The 17669-nt window shown below is 68.3% G+C and carries 14 protein-coding genes; 12 read left to right on the top strand and 2 right to left on the bottom strand.

The genetic code is table 11. The features are described 5' to 3' along the window. Window positions 1-15 precede the first annotated feature (15 nt). Window positions 16-663, bottom strand: a complete 648-nt coding sequence (locus tag ACLQ6X_RS16680; RefSeq protein WP_411701268.1) for a response regulator — start codon at window positions 661-663, stop codon at window positions 16-18. Then, window positions 660-1898, bottom strand: coding sequence for a sensor histidine kinase (locus ACLQ6X_RS16675; RefSeq protein ID WP_411701267.1), 1239 nt, complete (start codon window positions 1896-1898; stop codon window positions 660-662). The genes ACLQ6X_RS16680 and ACLQ6X_RS16675 overlap by 4 nt, the downstream gene beginning before the upstream one ends. Window positions 1899-2034: 136 nt before the next feature. On the opposite strand from ACLQ6X_RS16675, the gene ACLQ6X_RS16670 reads away from it, so the two are divergent. The 12 genes from ACLQ6X_RS16670 to ACLQ6X_RS16615 form a co-directional block, all read left to right on the top strand. After that, on the top strand, window positions 2035-2619 hold the full coding sequence (locus ACLQ6X_RS16670) for a TetR family transcriptional regulator (protein ID WP_411701266.1): 585 nt from the start codon (window positions 2035-2037) through the stop codon (window positions 2617-2619). A 375-nt stretch (window positions 2620-2994) separates the two neighbouring features. Then, window positions 2995-4041 carry a phosphate ABC transporter permease subunit PstC gene (gene pstC / locus ACLQ6X_RS16665; RefSeq protein WP_411701265.1) on the top strand — a complete coding sequence of 349 codons (1047 nt, stop codon included), beginning with the start codon at window positions 2995-2997 and terminating at the stop codon, window positions 4039-4041. 7 nt (window positions 4042-4048) lie between these two features. Continuing rightward, a complete protein-coding gene (gene pstA, locus ACLQ6X_RS16660) occupies window positions 4049-5329 on the top strand; it encodes a phosphate ABC transporter permease PstA (RefSeq protein ID WP_411701264.1) in 1281 nt (426 codons plus the stop codon). Window positions 5330-5340: 11 nt separating this feature from the next. Further along, complete coding sequence (locus tag ACLQ6X_RS16655) at window positions 5341-7020, top strand: phosphate ABC transporter substrate-binding protein PstS (protein ID WP_411701263.1); 1680 nt, start codon at window positions 5341-5343, stop codon at window positions 7018-7020. 4 nt (window positions 7021-7024) lie between these two features. Beyond that, a complete protein-coding gene (locus ACLQ6X_RS16650; protein ID WP_411701262.1) occupies window positions 7025-9682 on the top strand; it encodes a hypothetical protein in 2658 nt (885 codons plus the stop codon). 147 nt (window positions 9683-9829) lie between these two features. Next, window positions 9830-11059 (top strand): hypothetical protein, encoded by a 1230-nt coding sequence (locus ACLQ6X_RS16645; RefSeq protein WP_411701261.1) that lies wholly within the window; start codon window positions 9830-9832, stop codon window positions 11057-11059. A 121-nt stretch (window positions 11060-11180) separates the two neighbouring features. Beyond that, a complete protein-coding gene (locus tag ACLQ6X_RS16640; RefSeq protein ID WP_411701260.1) occupies window positions 11181-12503 on the top strand; it encodes an Ig-like domain repeat protein in 1323 nt (440 codons plus the stop codon). Window positions 12504-12579: 76 nt separating this feature from the next. Further along, window positions 12580-13728, top strand: a complete 1149-nt coding sequence (locus ACLQ6X_RS16635) for a hypothetical protein (RefSeq protein WP_411701259.1) — start codon at window positions 12580-12582, stop codon at window positions 13726-13728. After that, window positions 13725-14504, top strand: coding sequence for a hypothetical protein (locus ACLQ6X_RS16630; protein WP_411701258.1), 780 nt, complete (start codon window positions 13725-13727; stop codon window positions 14502-14504). Before ACLQ6X_RS16635 ends, ACLQ6X_RS16630 begins: the two co-directional genes overlap by 4 nt. Window positions 14505-14515: 11 nt before the next feature. Then, window positions 14516-15541, top strand: a complete 1026-nt coding sequence (locus tag ACLQ6X_RS16625; protein ID WP_411701257.1) for a sortase — start codon at window positions 14516-14518, stop codon at window positions 15539-15541. Window positions 15542-15799: 258 nt separating this feature from the next. Beyond that, window positions 15800-16588, top strand: coding sequence for a phosphate ABC transporter ATP-binding protein (locus ACLQ6X_RS16620; RefSeq protein WP_411701285.1), 789 nt, complete (start codon window positions 15800-15802; stop codon window positions 16586-16588). A gap of 3 nt (window positions 16589-16591) precedes the next feature. Then, on the top strand, window positions 16592-17669 hold a 1078-nt coding region (locus tag ACLQ6X_RS16615; RefSeq protein WP_411701256.1), incomplete at its 3' end, for a serine/threonine-protein kinase.

Here is a 17669-nt window from a genome sequence, read left to right as displayed (position 1 = left end):
AGCTGCTATCGGGCGCTACGACGCGATGCCGTTGCGGAACGCCCAGATCACCAGCTGCACGCGGCTCTGCATGTTCAGTTTGCCCATGATGCGCGAGAGATGCGCCTTCACCGTTCCGGGCTCGAGGTGCAGCAGCTCGCCAATCTGCGCGTTGGTGCTGCCGTGGCTGAGGGCGCGCACGATGTCGAGCTCGCGGGCGGTGAGCACCGCGGTGACCGCATCCGAGGCCACCGGTGCCCGGCGCCGCTTGGCAAACTCGGCGAGCACCCGGCGCGTGACGGCGGGAGATACGAGCCCGTCGCCGCGGGCCGCCGCGCGCACCGCGGCCGCCAGGTCGTCCGGTTCGGTGTTCTTCAGCAGGAAGCCCACCGCGCCGGCCTCGAGGGCGCCGAACACGTACTCGTCGATGTCGAAGGTGGTGATGACGATCACCGGAACCGGTTCGTCGCTCGTCGCGATAGCGCGCGTGGCCGCGATGCCGTCGCCTTCGGGCATGCGGATGTCCATGATCACGACGTCGGGTCTGACCCCGGCGACCTGCGCGATGGCCGAGGGGCCCGACGTCGCCTCAGCCACCACCTCGATGTCGGGGAAGTCGTCGAGCAGCACGCGTAGCCCGCGGCGCACCACCAGCTGGTCGTCGACGATGAGAACTCTGATCATGAGACGGCGCGCCGTTCTATAGGGATGACGGCGCGGGTCTGCCAGCCGCCGTCGAGGGTGAGTCCGCTGTCGAGGCTGCCGCCCAGCATCGTGGCCCGCTCCCGCATGCCGACCACGCCGTAGCCGGTGCGCGTCGAGGGGGCGGGCGCATCGGCGGTCAGCGGCGCCGAGTTCGACACGTTGACCACCACCTCGCGGGCGGTGCGGTCGACGTGGATGGCCACGTAGGCGCCGGCCGCGTGCTTACGCACGTTCGTCAGAGATTCTTGGATGATCCGGTAGCAGGCCAACGACGTGGCGGGCGACAGGTCGTCGATGTCTCCCCCGACGGTGAGGTCGATCGTCGGGTGCAGCGTGCGCACCGAATCGATGAGGTCGGGAAGCCGGCTGAGCGTGGGTTCGGGCACCGTGCCGGTCTCGTGGTCTTCGCGCAGCACGCCCACGACCTCGCGCAGGTTCTGCAGCGTCAGCTCGCCCTCGCTGTTGATCGACTCGAGAAGCTCGGCAGTGGTCGCCGGATTCGAGTTCTGCACCCGGATGGCCGCCTTCGTCTGCAGCAGGATGCCCGACAGGTGATGCGCCGCCACGTCGTGCAGTTCGCGCGCCATGCGGTTGCGCTCCTCGGCGACGGCGGCGGCGAGCTGGCCGTCGCGGGCCTGGCTCAGCGCGTTGCTGGTCTCGGCGGCGAGCTCGGCCCGGCGGCGCTGCGAGCCGTAGAGCAGACCGGCCAGGATCGGCGTGACATACGACGGCACGATGCGGATGAGGGTCGCCAGGATCGCGACGGGAGGCAGCGCCCCGATGCTCATCACGGCGAGGGTGAGGTGGATGGCCAGGTCGGCGACGAAGGCCGCGCCCAGTACACCGACCCAGGTGCGCCAGGGCGTGAGCGCGGCGACGTTGAAGATCGCGAAGAGAAACGTGGGCGTAATCGTGAGGTTGCGGTCGATCGAGATGTACACCGCCGCGAGGAAGCACGCGTAGACGAGCACGAAGCAGAGCACCGGGGCACGCGTGCGCCAGATCATCGGAACGGCCTGAAGAGCGAAGAGCACAACACTCCCCCACACGCTCAGCGCGCTGACCGAAGGGCCGCCGTTCGGCTCGAAGAAGCTCGTGCCCGTCTCGATGGTGATAAGGAAGTAGGCGATGGATGCGACGCCGAAGATGATCGCCCACGCCCAGTCGGGAAGGGGCAGGCGCTGGATCATCGCGGCGGGAGTTCTGGAAGCCAAAGCGTCTCGAGTCTGTGAGGGGATGCTGCCGGGGGCGCCGCGCAAGGTGGGGATTGCTCTCATAGGTTAGCGGGCGCGCGGGTCGTACCGACGGCATAGGCCGAATGGCCTAGCCTGAGTGGATGGAGCAGACGCGATGATTCGGCGCGAACAGGCCGAACGCACGCGCGACGCCCTACTCGATGCGGCGGCCGAAGAGTTCTGGCTGCACGGCCTCGAGGGCGCCCGCATCCAAGACGTGCTCAACCGCACCGCGATGACCAAGGGCGGCCTGTACCACCACTTCACCAACAAGGTGCAGATGGCCGAGGCGCTCGTTCAGCTCGAAGACGAGCGCTGGCCCGAGGTCGTCGCAGGGGTCGAGCGTTCTGGCCTGCGCGGGCTCGCCGCCCTGGAGTCGTTCTCGCTCGCCGTCGCCGAACGCCTGAACCACGACGTGCGGGCGCGCGCGATCGTGCGCATCGCCGACGAGCTCGATCCGCCCGCTGTCTCGGCGTTCGCCCTCTGGCACGACTTCGCGATCCTCGCCCTCCAGCAAGCCATCGCCGACGGCGAGGTCTCCGACGTCATCCCGATCCGCGAGGTCGCGCAGACCGTCGTCGAGTGCATCTACGGCGCGAGCGTGAGCCCCGCCCCGCTCAGCCGGAAGGCCGCCGTGAGCGACCGCCTCGGCGCACTCTGGATGATCCTGGGTGCCGGTCTACGCACGACCGCGCGCTGAGACCCGACACGCCGACTCGGCAAAATCGACCTCAATGCTGCGGTGAACGTTTGCTGTCTTAGCAGCACACATCAGCACACAGACCGTTTTCCCCGTGAAACCGGGCGAGTGAACGCGCGCTCTTCGCGCCATCCCGTGCATTAGTTTCCCGTCGTTTGCCTAGTGTTCATCTTGGCGGCCCCCTGGAGGCGACCCGAGGCGTGTTTTAACCGACGAATTGGTTTGCCAAGTTCGACTCGGGTATTGCATGATTGGCCGTGCCAGCCCCAGAGGGCCCCCGACGGCCTTCGAATTCCGGATCTCTGGCACGCACACACACGCACCAAGGCTCCCGACGACTGCCGGGGCTCCGAGCGCGCACGCCAAAGGGGACCGATGGACGAGATTCGCACAACGACGCGAACCTCCCACGAGGGGACGCTGCTCGACGACGAGCGCCCGACACCCACCGACGACACCGCACGCTCGCTGACCACCGTGCGCGGCCTGGCCGACAACGCCTTCCGCATCACGGCCCACGGCGGCGGGGTCGTCGTGCTCGCCATCATGACCCTGGTCGGCGTGTTTCTCGCGGTGCGCGGTGCCGAGGCGATCGGCGCGGCCGGCCCCTCGTTCCTCACGGAGCAAGACTGGGAGCCCAACTCGGGCCGGTTCGGCATCGCCGCCGTGCTGTTCGGCACGGTCACCATCGCGCTCATCGCCATCAGCGTGGCGCTGCCGCTCGCCGTCGGCACTGCCACCTACATCTCCGAGTACGCGCCGGCCGCGATCAAGCGGCTGCTCGTCGGTGTCGTCGACCTGATGGCCGCCATCCCCTCGGTGGTCTACGGCCTGTGGGGCATGTTCTGGCTCGAAGGGTCGATCCTGCCGATCGCGCAGTGGCTCTCGACCTACCTCGGCTGGATCCCGATCTTCGCGGTGCCCAACTTCGAGCCGGGCGACCCGCTCGCCACGCCCACGGTGTTCACCGCCAGCGCCTTTTTGGCCGGGTTGGTCGTCGCCATGATGGTGGCTCCGGTCGCGGCATCCATCATGCGCGAGGTCTTCGCCCAGGCGCCCGTCGGCGAACGCGAGGGAGCTTTGGCGCTCGGGTCGACCAAGTGGGGCATGATCCGCTCGGTGGTCTACCCGTTCGGGCTGGGCGGCATGATCGGCGGCGCGATGCTCGGCCTCGGCCGCGCCCTCGGCGAGACGATCGCCGTCTACCTCGTCATCTCACCGGTGTTCGTCATCCAGCCGCACATCCTGCAGACCGGCACCAACTCCATCTCGTCGCTCATCGCCCTGCGATACGGCGAGGCGAGCCCGTTCGAACTCTCGGCCCTGATGGCCGCCGGTCTCGTTCTGTTTCTGATCACGATGGTCGTCAACTTCGGCGCCGGCATCATCATCCAGCGTTCCCGTTCGGGTGCGGCGAGCTGAGAGACCCATGACCACGACTGAGACCCGCACAGCCCGCCGCGCCCAGCGCCCGGCGCGCGTCACGCGCACCCACCTGCCCGGCCGCGACGGCCGCAGTAGCCACCCCACCCGGCCCGAGACCCGCCGCAACCTTGCGCGCATCCGCCGCGACGACGTGCTGCGCGTCGTTGGCGCCGCGGTCGCCGGGATTGCCACCACCGCGTGGCTGTACACGCAGGTCTTTCCGTTCGAAGGCCCATTGACCTTCGTCGTGGTCGCCTATCTGCTCTTCGTCGGCTTCTTCGTCACGCTGATCAGCTTCGACGACAACCGGGTGACGATCGTCGACCGGGTCGTCGCGGTGATCATCCACTCCCTCGCCGTCGTGCTCATCCTCGCCCTCGCCGTGGTGGTCGTGTTCACCCTCGGCCGCGGCACCGAGGCCTTCCTCAACTGGAACTTCTGGATCGAAGACCTGTCGCTGGCCGGCCCGCTCGACCCGCTGACCGTGGGCGGCATGGCCCACGCGGCCGTCGGCACGCTCATCATGATCGCCATCGCCCTGGCCATCGCCATCCCGCTCGGCCTGCTCTGCGCGGTCTTCCTCGCCGAATTCCCGAGCCCCTTCGCCCGCATCGTGCGCACCGTCGTCGAGGCGATGACCGCACTGCCCTCCATCGTCTGCGGCCTGTTCATCTACGCCACCTACATCCTGCTGTTCGGCTTCGACAAGTCGGGATTCGCCGCAAGCCTCGCCATCACCATCATGATCCTGCCGATCATCATCCGCTCCGCAGACGTGGTGCTGCGCCTCGTGCCCGGCACCCTCAAGGAGGCGTCGCTCGCCCTCGGCACCAGCCAGTGGCGCACGATCTGGCACGTGGTGCTGCCCACCAGCAAGTCGGGCCTGATGACCGCGATCATCCTCGGTACGGCTCGCGGCATCGGCGAGACGTCGCCGGTGCTGCTCACCGCCGGCTACACCACGTTCTACAACTTCAACCCGTTCTCGGGCCCCATGGTGTCGCTGCCGTTCGCCACCTTCACCCTGGTGAAGAGCCCCGACCCGACCCAGATCGCCCGCGGCTTCGGCGCCGCCGCCGTACTCATGGTGCTGGTCTTCGTGCTCTTCCTCGTCGCCCGCATCATCGGCGGACGCGGCGCCGGCCTGCTGTCCCCCCGCGGCCAGGCCCGGGCCCGGGCAGCATCCCGCCACGACCTCGCACGATTCGAACACCGCCTCGCCCCGACCGCGAGCGGCGCACCGCCCACGACAGTCGCGATCCCCGACACGGAGACACACAAATGAGCATCATGCGGATGTCACACTGGCACTCAGCGCGCACCGTCGCCGCGCTGCTCGGCCTCGTCCTGATCGGCACGGGCATGCTCGGCTTCGTCGGCGCCTCGCCGGCTCGAGCTGCCGGCACCGTGCATGCGCCGATCGTCGGCTCCGGTTCTACCTGGTCGGCGAACGCGCTGCAGCAGTGGATCCGCAACGTGTGGTCGAACTACCAGTGGAAGATTACCTACTCCGAGTCGGGCTCCACCCAGGGCCGCAACGACTTCGCCAACGGCACCTCCGACTTCGGCGTCAGCGAGATCCCCTACGGCATCGCCAACAGCAACGAGGGCGACACCCCTCCCAACCGCGGGTTCGCCTACATGCCGATCGTCGCCGGCGGCACGGCGTTCATGTACAACCTCGAAATCGGCGGAAAGCGCGTCACCAACCTGCGCCTCTCCGGTGACACCATCGCCAAGATCTTCACCGGCGTGATCACCCGGTGGGACGATGCCCAGGTCAAGGTCGACAACCCCGCGCTCGCTCTCCCGTCAATACCGATCGTGCCGGTCGTGCGGTCCGACGGCTCCGGTGCAACGGCACAGACCTCGATCTGGCTGCGCCAAGAACACGCCGCCGTGTGGGACGCCTACTGCCCGAAGGTCGGCCGCGAGATGGTCAACGGCCACTGCGGCGTCACCAGCAACTTCCCAGTGATCCCCGGCACCGGCTTCGTCGCGCGCTCCGGCTCGAACGGTGTCGCCGGCTACGTGGCACAGCCCCACGCCGTCGGCGCAATCACCTTCGTCGAGTACTCCTACGCGCTCAACTCCGGTTTCCCCGTGGCGAAGGTGCTCAACAGCGCCGGCTACTACTCCGAGCCGACCGCACAGAACGTGGCGGTCGCGCTGCTCAGCGCGCACATCAACGAAGATACGACCTCGCCGAACTACCTGACGCAGGATCTCAGCGATGTGTACACCTCAGGCGACCCACGCACCTACCCGCTCTCGTCGTACTCGTACAGCATCCTGCCCACCGACATGTCGGCCGGATTCACGGAGAACAAGGGACTCACACTCGCCGACTTCGGCGCGTATTTCCTCTGCGAGGGCCAGAACCAGGCCGAGACGCTCGGCTATTCCCCACTGCCGATCAACCTCGTCACCGCGGGACAGAAGCAGATCCAGAAGGTGCCGGGCGGCGACCCGGTGATCAAGGGCATCAGCGACTGCAACAACCCCACGTTCTCTCCCGACGGTTCGAACAAGGTGGCAAACGAGGCGCCGCTGCCGCCAGACTGCGACAAGCAGGGCGCAACCCAGTGCGGCACCGGCACGGGCGGCGCGAAGGATACTCCCACCGGTCCCGCCGTCGGCGGCGCAGCAGGCGGTAGCGCTGGCGGCAGCACGGGAACAGATACGGGCGGTGCTTCGGGCGCGGGCTCTGACGGCGGCACCGAGTCCGGCGGTTCGAGCGGCGGAGGGGGAAACTCCTCGGTCGTCGACGCCGACGCGGCTCCGGTCATCATCGCGGCGACGCCCCAGTCCATCCCGGCCCCCGACGTCGGCGCGCTGCCCTCCATTGCCATGTTGGGCGCCGGGACGGGCCTTCTGGCCTTCTCCGCCCTACCGCCGCTGCTTGGCAAACGATCCCGTAAGAGCCTCCTGCCCGACCCCGCCCGCGGCTCTCCGACCCGAACCTCGAAGGACTAGAACCGTGAATCGCCGATCCGCCATCCGCCCGATCGCACCGCGCCACGCGTTGTGGATCAGCCTGGGCCTGGTCGCCCTCTCCGTGCTTGCACCCGCGGCGATCGCTACGCCGACGGCCGCGGGTGCCGCCACACAGAACGCGGCGGATGACTCGTCGGTGACGGTGAAGTGGGCGGGGGGCAACCCGGCCGAGCTGCAGCAGTACCAGCTCGACCACGCCGCCCGGCTTTCCGACGGCATCGGCGCAGACGCCGGATCCGGGCACTGGGACGACTTCAAAAACCTCGAAGTCTCGGTCTCCAAGACGCGGGGGCTGGGCGACGAGGCCGTAGTCGTCAGCGCCCGCGGCCTCGGCGAGACGACTTGGGACGCGACCCAGCACGCGTCCTCCAATTATCTGCAGGTCATGCAGTGTTGGGGGCCGGACCCGCTCGCCACTGATTTCTACGAAACCTGCCAATACGGGTCTCGATACGGAGAAGAAAAGAGCGACGTATACAACATAGGACGCGGCCATCGCCCCGTGCCCGTCGACGGTTTCGCGGGCACCCCGTTTCCGTTCCGCGCGGCGACCGGCGAAGTAAGCAAGCAGGCCTATTTCGTTTCACCCGGCGAAGCGCAAACCAAGTATGTAGTAAACGGTCTTGCGGAGTTTTTCACCCCGTCGACGTCGAACGAAGTCCTACTCATGCAAATGGACCGCACGGGCAATGGAACAGCGGGATTTGAGGTGCAGTCGGCCGCCTCACAGCCCTACCTCGGCTGCGGAAATCCGGCAACCGCCGGTACCCGGTGTTGGCTCGTCATCGTGCCGTTCGGAAGCCATTCCGGCGAGCACGCTCCCGCGAATGACAGGGAATTCGTCTGCACGGGAGAAACCGCTTATGGCGACACGGTCCGGGCTCCTAGGGGTTCTGGGATCTCGCCGGACTGCACGTATTTCGATGACAGGATCGTGATTCCCCTCGACTTCGACGACACCACCGGGGGGTGCCCGGCGGGCGCCGCCGAGCGACGCGTGGTCGGTAGCGAATTCGCCAGCTCCGCCTTCTCGTCGTGGCAGCCCGCGCTCTGTGCAACGGGTGCCACCTACAACCTCTCCACCAACTCGGGAGACCTCACCCGCGCACAGCTGCTGACCGGCCAAGCCGACCTCGCGGTCGTCACAACGTCGCTCACCGATGCGACGATCGGCCTGAGCAACCCTGCGCTCTTGGAATCCGCCGAGCTCGCCTACGCGCCGATTGCTAACACTGCCCTGACCATCGCCTTTTCAATAAAGGCGCAGAACGGGACCAAGACCTACACAGACATCAAACTCACTCCTCGGCTGATCGCGAAGCTGTTGACTCAGCACTACACATTCGACATTCCCACAGCAGACGGCAGCTTCGCCGATACCTCGCCGAGCAAGATGGGACGCAACGCGCCCATTGTGGTCAGTGAAGACCCGGAGTGGATCGCCCTGGGCAATCCCAAAGACATTTACTCCGGCTACCAGGGCGCGTTCGTGGTTGCGGGTCCACAGGGCGACGACGCCGTCGGCTTGCTCTGGCAATATCTGCAGTCAGACGCGGATGCCCGCGCATTTCTACAGGGCAATCCTGATCCGTGGGGCCAGACGATCAACGCCTATTACCTTCCGGCCACCAATCCGAACGCCCTCGGCGGCGGCCTCCCCTTCGACCTCGCCACCGACCGTGTGGACGCGTTCACTAAGGCCGACCAAACCCTCTCGCCCGGGGCCGACGTGGCCATGAGAGACAATGACGGGCTGCGTATCGACTCGGTCACCTACAGCCCGTATGCCTCGAACCTCGAAGCCGTCGCGACCCGCATCTTTCGCGGTGATCGCAAGACGACCAACCTGTGGGTTCCGGCGAAGAGCCAGTGGGGACCGCAACCCATCCCCCTACCCAGCAATATGAGCGCGATTCTCGGGGCCACCACCGCGGCCGACGCCGCCGACTACCAGCTCGCCACCGCGAGCCTCCCGCTGCCCCTCACCCACCTGACCAGCAAGGATACGGTTGCCAAGGCCCGTTCATTCACGGTAGCGAACCCGGAGACCATGGGTAACGCCGTCACCCAGTTGGACACTGACCCACAGGGCGTCGCAATCACCGACTTCAAGACGCTGAAGGGCAATGCCTACCCGCTCACGCTCACGTTGACCGCGGCCGTGAACCTCACCTCCACGAAGCTCGACACTGCGGCGCGAACCGACTACTCCGCACTGCTGACATACGCGGCCGGCTCCGGTCAGGTCTCGGGTGAGAGGGCCGGCGAACTACCCGACGGGTACGTTCCCCTCACCGACGCGCAACGCGCAGAAACCGCCGCACTGGCCGAACGAATCCTGGTGGAGAAGACGCCAACGCCCGATGCGGCTGCTCCGTCAACCGTGCCCCCTGTTTCCTCCGTCACGGTTCCGCCGAAGCCGAGCGGCACAGCCGGTGCCTCCGCGCCGGTTGCGCCGCCGGTACCGGTGCCGGTACCGGCGACCGCCACCCAGCAGTCGACTACGGCGACGCCCGAGATGGAGTTGACGGCATCCACGTCGGCACCCGGTCAGGGTGCGCTCGGCGGCACACTACTCGCCGGCCTCATCGGCCTCGGCGCGGCTCCCCTGCTTCTGCGTCGGAGAGGAAGTCGAGCGTAGGGCATCTCCACCACAGACCACTCTGACGGCCTAAGTTTCCCGGGCCCAAAGAGGAAGCCCCCCACCAGCGTCGGAAAACTCAGGTGAGGGGCTCGGCCCAAAAGGGCGGATACAACAAGGGAAAACGTTATCGAAAGGAACACTGTGATGCAAATCACGAAGAAATGGCAGCTCGGAGCCTTCGCGGGTCTCACCGCTGCGGCAGTCGTGCTCGGTGCGGCCCCGGCCGCCCAGGCCGACCCGGCCAGCGGTAACCCGGTCATCGACGGCTTCGGGTCTGACACGACCCAGGACGTGCTCAACGGCCTCGGTGCGGTAATCACCAACGGCGGCGTTCCGCTTATCGGTTCGTACAACGCGGGCGTCGGCCTCATCAACCCCGGAGTCGGCGAGAGCGCACCCGTGCCCTCGATCCCTCGCGCCAACGGATCCAGCCAGGGCAAGTCGGCTCTGGTCGCTGCGGTCGACGGCACCGCGCTGACACTGGGCACGCTTACGTCGTCGTCGGCCTTGGGCCGGGACGACGTGGAGTTCGCTCGCTCGTCAAGCAAAGGCAACTGGACGACAATCAACGAGACCGGCCGGTTCAGCTACCTGCCGTTCGCGGTCGACGCAGTCACCTACGCGAAATCGACCGCTGCCGTACCGAGCAACATCCCTCTGGGCGCTACGGTCGGTCAGGACACGGACGCCGACGGCGTCCTCGACCTGACCCTGAAGAACATCTACTCGCGCAATGCAGCGGCAACGCTCGAAAATGGCACGGGAACGACGTTCACCGTCGGAGTACAGGGATCTGGCGCGAGCATCATCCCGTTCAAGCCGCAGGCTGGTTCGGGAACGCTCACGTTCTGGCAGACCGCGATCGGTGGCACCTACGGCGCCATCGTGAGTGACAAGTTCGGAACCGCGCTGACGCCCGTTCAGGAGCACGACGGCAGCGTTCTGGCAGCAGTGCCAAACGCGATCGTCCCCTTCTCCATCGCCCAGCACCTCGCTCAGAGCCGCATCTCGACTCTCAGCACCCAGTACGGCGTGACGGTCGCTGACCGTCGCTTTGGTGCGGTCCTCGGTTCCATCAACGGGATTGCGCCGCGCGACGCCAACGGCAACCTGAACGTGAACTTCCCGGTTAACCGGGCCGTGTTCAACGTCGTCGAAACCGCCGCCATCACCCCCGGCAACGCCAACTACAACAGCACCCTCGACGGGCTCTTCGACAGCACGAGCGCTCGCGTTCTCACTGCCGACCGTCCGGGAACCTCGACCGCGCTCGTCATCAACGACTTCGGCTTCGGGGCAATCCCCACGGCCGGAATCACGCCAATGGACACGTTCACCTACCTGCCCGGCGACGAGCGCTACCGCTCCAACTAACACCCGGCTAGCCGGACAAGAAACGGTCTAGGCCGTTTCGGGGTGCGCTCCGCTCGCGGGGCGCACCCCACCCCCGCCACCAAGACAGCCGCCTTCACGACCCGAATGGAATTGAACTGACATGAAACTCTTCTCCCCCGCCCGGCCCCACCGCGGGCTCTCGCGCATCGCCGCTCTGGCTACCGCCACGCTCGCCCTCGCGGGTGGCGCCATCGCGTTCGCCCCTGCCGCTCAGGCGGTGGAGTACCCCGACGGACACCGCATCGGCAAACTCACGGTCGTGCTCAAGCCGGGCGCGCTGGCAACCCAAAACCGCGTCATCCAGTCCGTATCGACCACAGAGACGTGCCCCGCCGGGAACAGGCTCTTGGGCACGGACATCATCAGCTTCGACAACGGAGCTGATATCTACGGCGATGTCTATCGTGCAGTAGATGCCCGTTCCGCCGGACACGGCCTTGACGGAAACCCGATCAACTACATGGACAGCGATAGTGCCCCGATCAACGGAGCACCCTTCAGCGACTATTACGACTGGACCGAGTCGGGAGACTTCGAGTACATCCTCACCTGCAGCGGAAATGAAGACCACTCTCGCCCGCAACAAGAGGGGGTCGTCTTCTTCGCCGCTACGCTCCACATGGATAAAGCAACCGGTGTTCTGAGCGTCGTCGAGCCCATTGTGAAGGTCGACTCCACCACCACCCTCACCGGAGCAGCGCTCAACACCGGCGCCGTCACGCTTACCGCGACCGTAGCCCCCGCCGCGCAGAGCGGAACGGTCTCGTTCCGCGACGGCACGGGCGCCGAGGTCGGCACCGGCACCGTGACCGATGGCGTCGCCACCTGGACCTCGGGTGTCCTCACCGCCGGAACGGAGTACTCGTACACGGCCGCATTCGCTGGAAACCCCGCCCTCAACCCGTCGACGTCGAACGCCGTGACCGTGACCACGGTCGCCGAACCCGCGGCCCCGCAGGACACCGAGATCGTCGTGACGATCCCGGCATCCGCCACCGGCCTGAAATTCACGGTCACCCCCGGCGACGTGACCCTCGGTCAGCCGACCGTCGACGGAACCGCCTATGTCGCGACCGGAACCCTCGGAACCGTGACCGTCTCGGACAACCGCTCCGCCCGCACGGCGTGGACGCTCAACGGTAAGGCCGGCGACTTCGTGAACACCGCCGACGCAACCAAGACGATCGCGGCGAGCAACCTCGGTTGGGCACCAGCTGCCGTCGGCACGACCAACGCGGGCACCGCGGGCTCGGCCGTAGCCGCGGGCGCCAACGGTGGCCTGTCGTCCGACAAGCCGCTGGCGCAGGCTCCGGCCGGCGTCACCGCGGCTCAGACCGCGGTCAACGCCGCAGTCACACTCAAGGCTCCTGTCGACTCCGCGGCCGGTACCTACAAGGCGAAGCTCACCCTGACGCTGATCTAGCGCCGACGCTGCGTGGCGGTCATCGGCGGCCGCCACGCAGTGCCTCAACTTCTCACCACAACACCGAAAGACCCCGATGACCACTCGCCTTCCGGCCGCAGCCGCCCTGACTGCCGCCCTGCTCGCTACGGCGCTGTTCGCCGCAACCCCGGCGCACGCCGAGGGCGAGAGCGACGTCACCTGGAGCGTGCAACCCTCCACCCCGCAGGGCCCCGACGCACGCAGCGAATTCGACTACACGGTCGCACCCGGCACCACCATCAGCGACTGGGTGGCCGTCTCCAATTTCTCCGCGGGCCCGGCAACCTTCCGGGTGTACGGCTCCGACGCCGCCACCGACTACGACACCGCCGCCTTCACCCTCATCGGCGCCGACGAGGTTTCCTCCGACGCGGGCTCGTGGACGACCATCGACTCGGCATCCACCGTCTGCAGCGACAGCGACGACGCGGGTGAGGCCGCCTGCGCCGCGACGATCGGCAAGACCGTCACGCTCGAGCCGGGCACCCGCGCCGACATCCCGTTCACGGTCACCGTGCCCGCCGACGCCACACCGGGCGACCACGCCGCCGGCATCGTGGCGTCCTTCCAGTCCGCGGCCACCGACTCCGACGGCTCGGCTGTGCAGGTGGAGCAGCGCGTCGGCACCCGCATTTACCTGCGGGTCGAGGGCGCCCTCGAACCGAAGCTCGCCGTCACCGGCGTCGTCTCCGGCTTCGACGGAACACTCAACCCCTTCGGTTCGGGCACCGGCCGCGTCGGCTTCGACATCGCCAACCAGGGCAACGTGCGCGTCTCGGCCGTTCCGACCGTGCACCTCACCGGCCCGTTCGGCATCGACTTCGGTTCGGTCACCCTCGACCCGGTCGAGAACATCGTGCCCGGCGGTGTAGCGCACGTCGAGGCGAGCTTCCCCGACGTCGCTCCCCTGCTACTGCTCTTCGCCGACATCACCCTCGACCCGGTGCCGTCCGCCGGTGCCGCGTCGGCCGACCCGCTGCCGGCCGTACAGACCGCGAGCACCATGGCCTGGGCCGTGCCCTGGTCGTTGCTCGGCCTTCTGGCCGTGATCGGGGGCGGCGCCTGGTTCGCCCTCTGGTGGCGGCGCCGCTCGCGCGAGCAGCTGGGGTCCGAGCTCGCCGCCTACGCCGAACAGATCCGCACCGAAGAACGCACCAACCTCGGGCACACCGCCCCCGCACACGAAAGCGAGACCGTTCGATGAATGTTTCACTGCACCCCGCAAAGCGCCTCCGAGCGGTGCGGATGCTGGCATCCACCGCCCTTCTCGGTGCCGTGTTCTCGGCCGCCGGCCTCGGCGCGACCGCCGCCCATGCCGAAGACCCCAAGGACACCGGCTTCACGGTGACCATCCCCACGTCGTCGCCCACCCCGACCCCGACTCCGTCGGCAACGCCCCCCACACCCCCTGCTGCCGCCGTTACCCCGCCGCCGCCGCCCACCAAGACGGGCACCACCGCCCCGACAAAGTCGACGACGAAGTCCGGTGGCGCGGCCGCGGGAACCTCGGCGGGCGGTGCCGGCGGCACAGCGGAGTGCACCCCGACCGAACCTCCCGTGCCCACGGCCCCCGCGTCGAGCGGTTCGAACGCCTCCGTCGACAAGGAGTTCTACCAGCCCGGCCAGAAGGTCACCGCCACCGCCACCGGCTACGCCGCGGGCGAGCAGGTGCAGCTCGTGCTGTTCTCCGAACCCAACCTGATCGGCACGTTCAGCGCCGACGCGCAAGGCCAGGTCGAGGCCGTGTTCCCCGTCGACGAGAAGACCACCCCCGGCACGCACACCGTGCAGTTCACCGGCTGGTGCAAGAAGGTGGCGCTCGCCGACGTGCTCGTCGGCACCGGTCCCCTCGTGGCCACCGGTTTCGACATCCCGATCGGCCTCTGGATCGTCGGCGGCGTGATCGCCGCTGCCGTTCTCGCCATGCTCGGCTGGCGCCTGCTCGCACTCATGCGCGCGCCCGCCGCCGGCACGCCCTAGTTGGGCGTCTGATGACGGTCGACTCACGCCCGCCGAAGGCCGCGTCAAATCCGCGGTTCCAGGTCACCGAGAAGATCCGGATGCGCGTAGCGCGCCCCCTGCGCCCCACCCCCGCGGGCGGCGGCAAACCGCCCCGCAAGGGCGGCACCCCGCGTCTGCGCCTGCCCGAGGCTCCTCGGCCGCTCGCCCCGCGCGACAGTCGCTGGTGGGCCGGTGCCGCGATTCTCACCGTGTCGCTGCTGCTCGTCGGCTTCGTGGCGCACGTCGCCCTGTTCTCGGTGTTCCAGCACCACCGCGCCCAAGACCTCGCGTACCACGAGCTTCGGTCGACCCTCGCGAAGGCCGAGACCCCCGTGGGCCAGCTCGACCTCGATGCCGAACTGGTGACCTCGGGAACCCCGGTGGCCCTGCTACAGATCGACGCCATCGACCTCAGCGAGGTCGTCTCGGAGGGCACGACGAGCGAGGTGCTGCGGGCCGGCGCCGGCCACCGTCGCGACTCGGTGATGCCGGGGCAGGCGGGCACGAGCGTCATCCTTGCACGCCAGGCCACCTACGGCGGACCGTTCGGCGGGCTGAGCCGCCTGCAGCCCGGCGACGACATCACGGTCACCACGGGCCAGGGCACCAGCACGTTCCAGGTCTTCGGCCTGCGCCGCGCGGGTGACCCGCTGCCCGAAGCGTTGCGGGCGAAAGAGGGCCGGCTCGAGCTGATGACGGCCGACGGGCTCGCGCTGTTCCCGTCCGGTGTGCTGCACGTCGACGCCGAACTCACCTCGACCGTGCAGAGCACCCCCACCAAGGTGCTCGCCTACCCCGCGCTGCCTCCCGCCGAACGGGCGATGGGTCAGGACGCGGGCGGCTGGGCGAGCTCGTTCTTCGTGCTCGTCTTCTTCGTGGCATCCGGCATCGGCCTCTGGTGGCTCTGGACCCGCTGGGGCCGCTGGCAGGCCTGGCTCGTCGGCGTTCCCGTGATGCTCGTGCTCGGCGTCACCACCGCCGACACCGTGATGAACGCGCTCCCCAACCTTCTCTGACCCCCCTCACGCGATCCCAAGGACACCATGACTCCCCACTCCGCTCAGCCCACGCCGAGCCACGACGACATCACGACCGTCAACCTCACCGCGTCGGAGGCCGCCGAGCTCGCCGCGGAACGCGTGCCGCTGCACGCCGACGACCTCACCTCGGTGCTGCCGAAGGTGGAGGTGCTCACGCGCCCCGCGCCGCCCGCGCCGCCGGAGACCATCCGCAACGCCGCTGGCGAAATCAGCGACGCCGCGGCCCACCCGATCGTGCCCGCCGCGCCGCTCTCTGGCCTCGAGGCACACGACATCTCCGCGTGGTTCGGCACCCACAAGGTGCTCGAGCGCGTGTCGCTCACGATGGGCGCCGGCGAGGTGACGGCCCTCATCGGCCCGTCGGGCTGCGGCAAGAGCACCTTCTTGCGCATCCTCAACCGCATGCACGAGCTGGTGCCGTCGGCGTCGCTCGCGGGCGAGGTGATGCTCGACGGCGCCGACATCTACGACCGCTCACGCAAGCTCACCGACGCCCGCCGGCACATCGGCATGGTGTTCCAGAAGCCCAACCCCTTCCCGGCCATGTCGATCTACGACAACGTCATCGCCGGCCTCAAGCTCACCGGTGTGCGTTCCAGCCGCGACGAGAAAGACGAGATCGTCGAGCGCAGCCTGACCAGCGCCGGCCTCTGGCGCGAGGTGAAAGACCGCCTGCGCCAGCCCGGCGGCGGCCTCTCGGGCGGACAGCAGCAGCGACTGTGCATCGCGCGGTCACTGTCGGTTAAGCCGAAGGTGCTACTCATGGACGAGCCCTGCTCGGCCCTCGACCCGACGTCGACGCGCGTGATCGAAGAAACCATGGGCGAGCTGCAGAAAGAGGTGACGATCGTGATCGTGACCCACAACATGCAGCAGGCGCAGCGCGTCTCGCAGAAGTGCGCGTTCTTCCTCGCCTCACAGGGCACGCCCGGCGGCATCGTGGAGCACGGCGACACCGATGCGATGTTCTCCGAGCCGCAGGACGAGCGCACGTTCGACTACGTGAACGGCCGGTTCGGATAACCCGTGCACGACGACCTGCCCGCAACCCTCATCGACGGCCGTTACCGGCTGGGCGAGCTACTCGGGGTGGGCGGGTCGGCTTCGGTCTTCGCCGCGGATGACCTGGCGGACCTCGATGACGCGGGCCAGCCTTCCTCCCGCGTCGCGCTCAAGATGTTGCATCCGCACCTCTGCGAGACCGAGGCCTCGCGCGACGCGTTTCTGCGCGAGGCCCGGCAGGCGCAGGCGCTGCGGCATCCGAACATCGTCGCCGTGCGGGCTTACGGACTGCACGACACCGGCGGCGTGACGATGGCGTGGATCGCCCTCGACCTGGTCGACGGAGAGAGCGTTGGCGAGTTGGTCGCCGCCCGCGGGCGGTTGGATGTCACGGACGCCGCGACCGTGCTCGACGGCGTGCTGGCGGGGCTGGCGGTCGCGCACGCGGCCGGGCTCGTGCACCGCGACATCTCGCCGGCGAACGTGCTGATCACCGCGCACGACGGCGAGCTGCTCGCATCGCACGTGCTGCTCGTCGACTTCGGTCTGGCCGACGTGACCGGGCGCACCGCCGTCGGTCGCGACGTGCTGCTCGCCGAGTCGGTCGGGGATTCGGTGACGGATGCCACGGCCACCGATATCGGAGTGATCGGCAACGCCGCCTTTATGTCGCCCGAGCAGGCGCAGGGCAAACCCGTGCGCGCGGCGGGCGACCTCTACCAGGCCGGGGCGCTGCTGTACTTTCTGCTCACCGGTCGCGTGCCCTACCCGCGCGACACCACGGCGCAGGTTCTCGAGGCACACGTCTCGGCTCCCCCGCCCGTTCCCTCGGTGCTCGCGCCGGCGGCCCGCCCGCTCGACCGCGTGGTCACCCGGGCGATGACGAAGACGCCGGCGCGCAGGTTTCGGCACGCGGCGGAGTTCCGGGCCGCGATCGCGACGGCCGTCGAGGCTGTCGCCCTGGCGGTGCCGGCCGCGGGCGAGCCGTCCGCGGCCGCCCCGTCCACGACCGCTCTGGCGACGCGCGTGCTGGAGTCGACGACCGCCCGGCAGCTCGCCTACCTCTCCCCCGCGCCCACCCCCACCCCCCCCACCCCCCCCC

The sequence above is a fragment of the Conyzicola sp. genome (genome assembly GCF_046714715.1).
In the GTDB taxonomy this organism is placed as follows: Bacteria; Actinomycetota; Actinomycetes; order Actinomycetales; family Microbacteriaceae; genus Conyzicola.
Note: the sequence above shows the minus strand (reverse complement) of the source record. Positions and strands in the feature narration are given on the sequence as shown.

What these genes read in the sequence shown, in the direction of transcription:
- ACLQ6X_RS16655 (WP_411701263.1), top strand. Translation starts at nt 5,341, where the DNA reads ATGTCACACTGGCACTCAGCGCGCACCGTCGCCGCGCTGCTCGGCCTC.
- ACLQ6X_RS16645 (WP_411701261.1), top strand. Translation starts at nt 9,830, where the DNA reads ATGCAAATCACGAAGAAATGGCAGCTCGGAGCCTTCGCGGGTCTCACC.
- ACLQ6X_RS16670 (WP_411701266.1), top strand. Translation starts at nt 2,035, where the DNA reads ATGATTCGGCGCGAACAGGCCGAACGCACGCGCGACGCCCTACTCGAT.
- ACLQ6X_RS16680 (WP_411701268.1), bottom strand. Translation starts at nt 663, where the DNA reads ATGATCAGAGTTCTCATCGTCGACGACCAGCTGGTGGTGCGCCGCGGG.
- pstC (WP_411701265.1), top strand. Translation starts at nt 2,995, where the DNA reads ATGGACGAGATTCGCACAACGACGCGAACCTCCCACGAGGGGACGCTG.
- ACLQ6X_RS16625 (WP_411701257.1), top strand. Translation starts at nt 14,516, where the DNA reads ATGACGGTCGACTCACGCCCGCCGAAGGCCGCGTCAAATCCGCGGTTC.
- ACLQ6X_RS16640 (WP_411701260.1), top strand. Translation starts at nt 11,181, where the DNA reads ATGAAACTCTTCTCCCCCGCCCGGCCCCACCGCGGGCTCTCGCGCATC.
- pstA (WP_411701264.1), top strand. Translation starts at nt 4,049, where the DNA reads ATGACCACGACTGAGACCCGCACAGCCCGCCGCGCCCAGCGCCCGGCG.
- ACLQ6X_RS16630 (WP_411701258.1), top strand. Translation starts at nt 13,725, where the DNA reads ATGAATGTTTCACTGCACCCCGCAAAGCGCCTCCGAGCGGTGCGGATG.
- ACLQ6X_RS16635 (WP_411701259.1), top strand. Translation starts at nt 12,580, where the DNA reads ATGACCACTCGCCTTCCGGCCGCAGCCGCCCTGACTGCCGCCCTGCTC.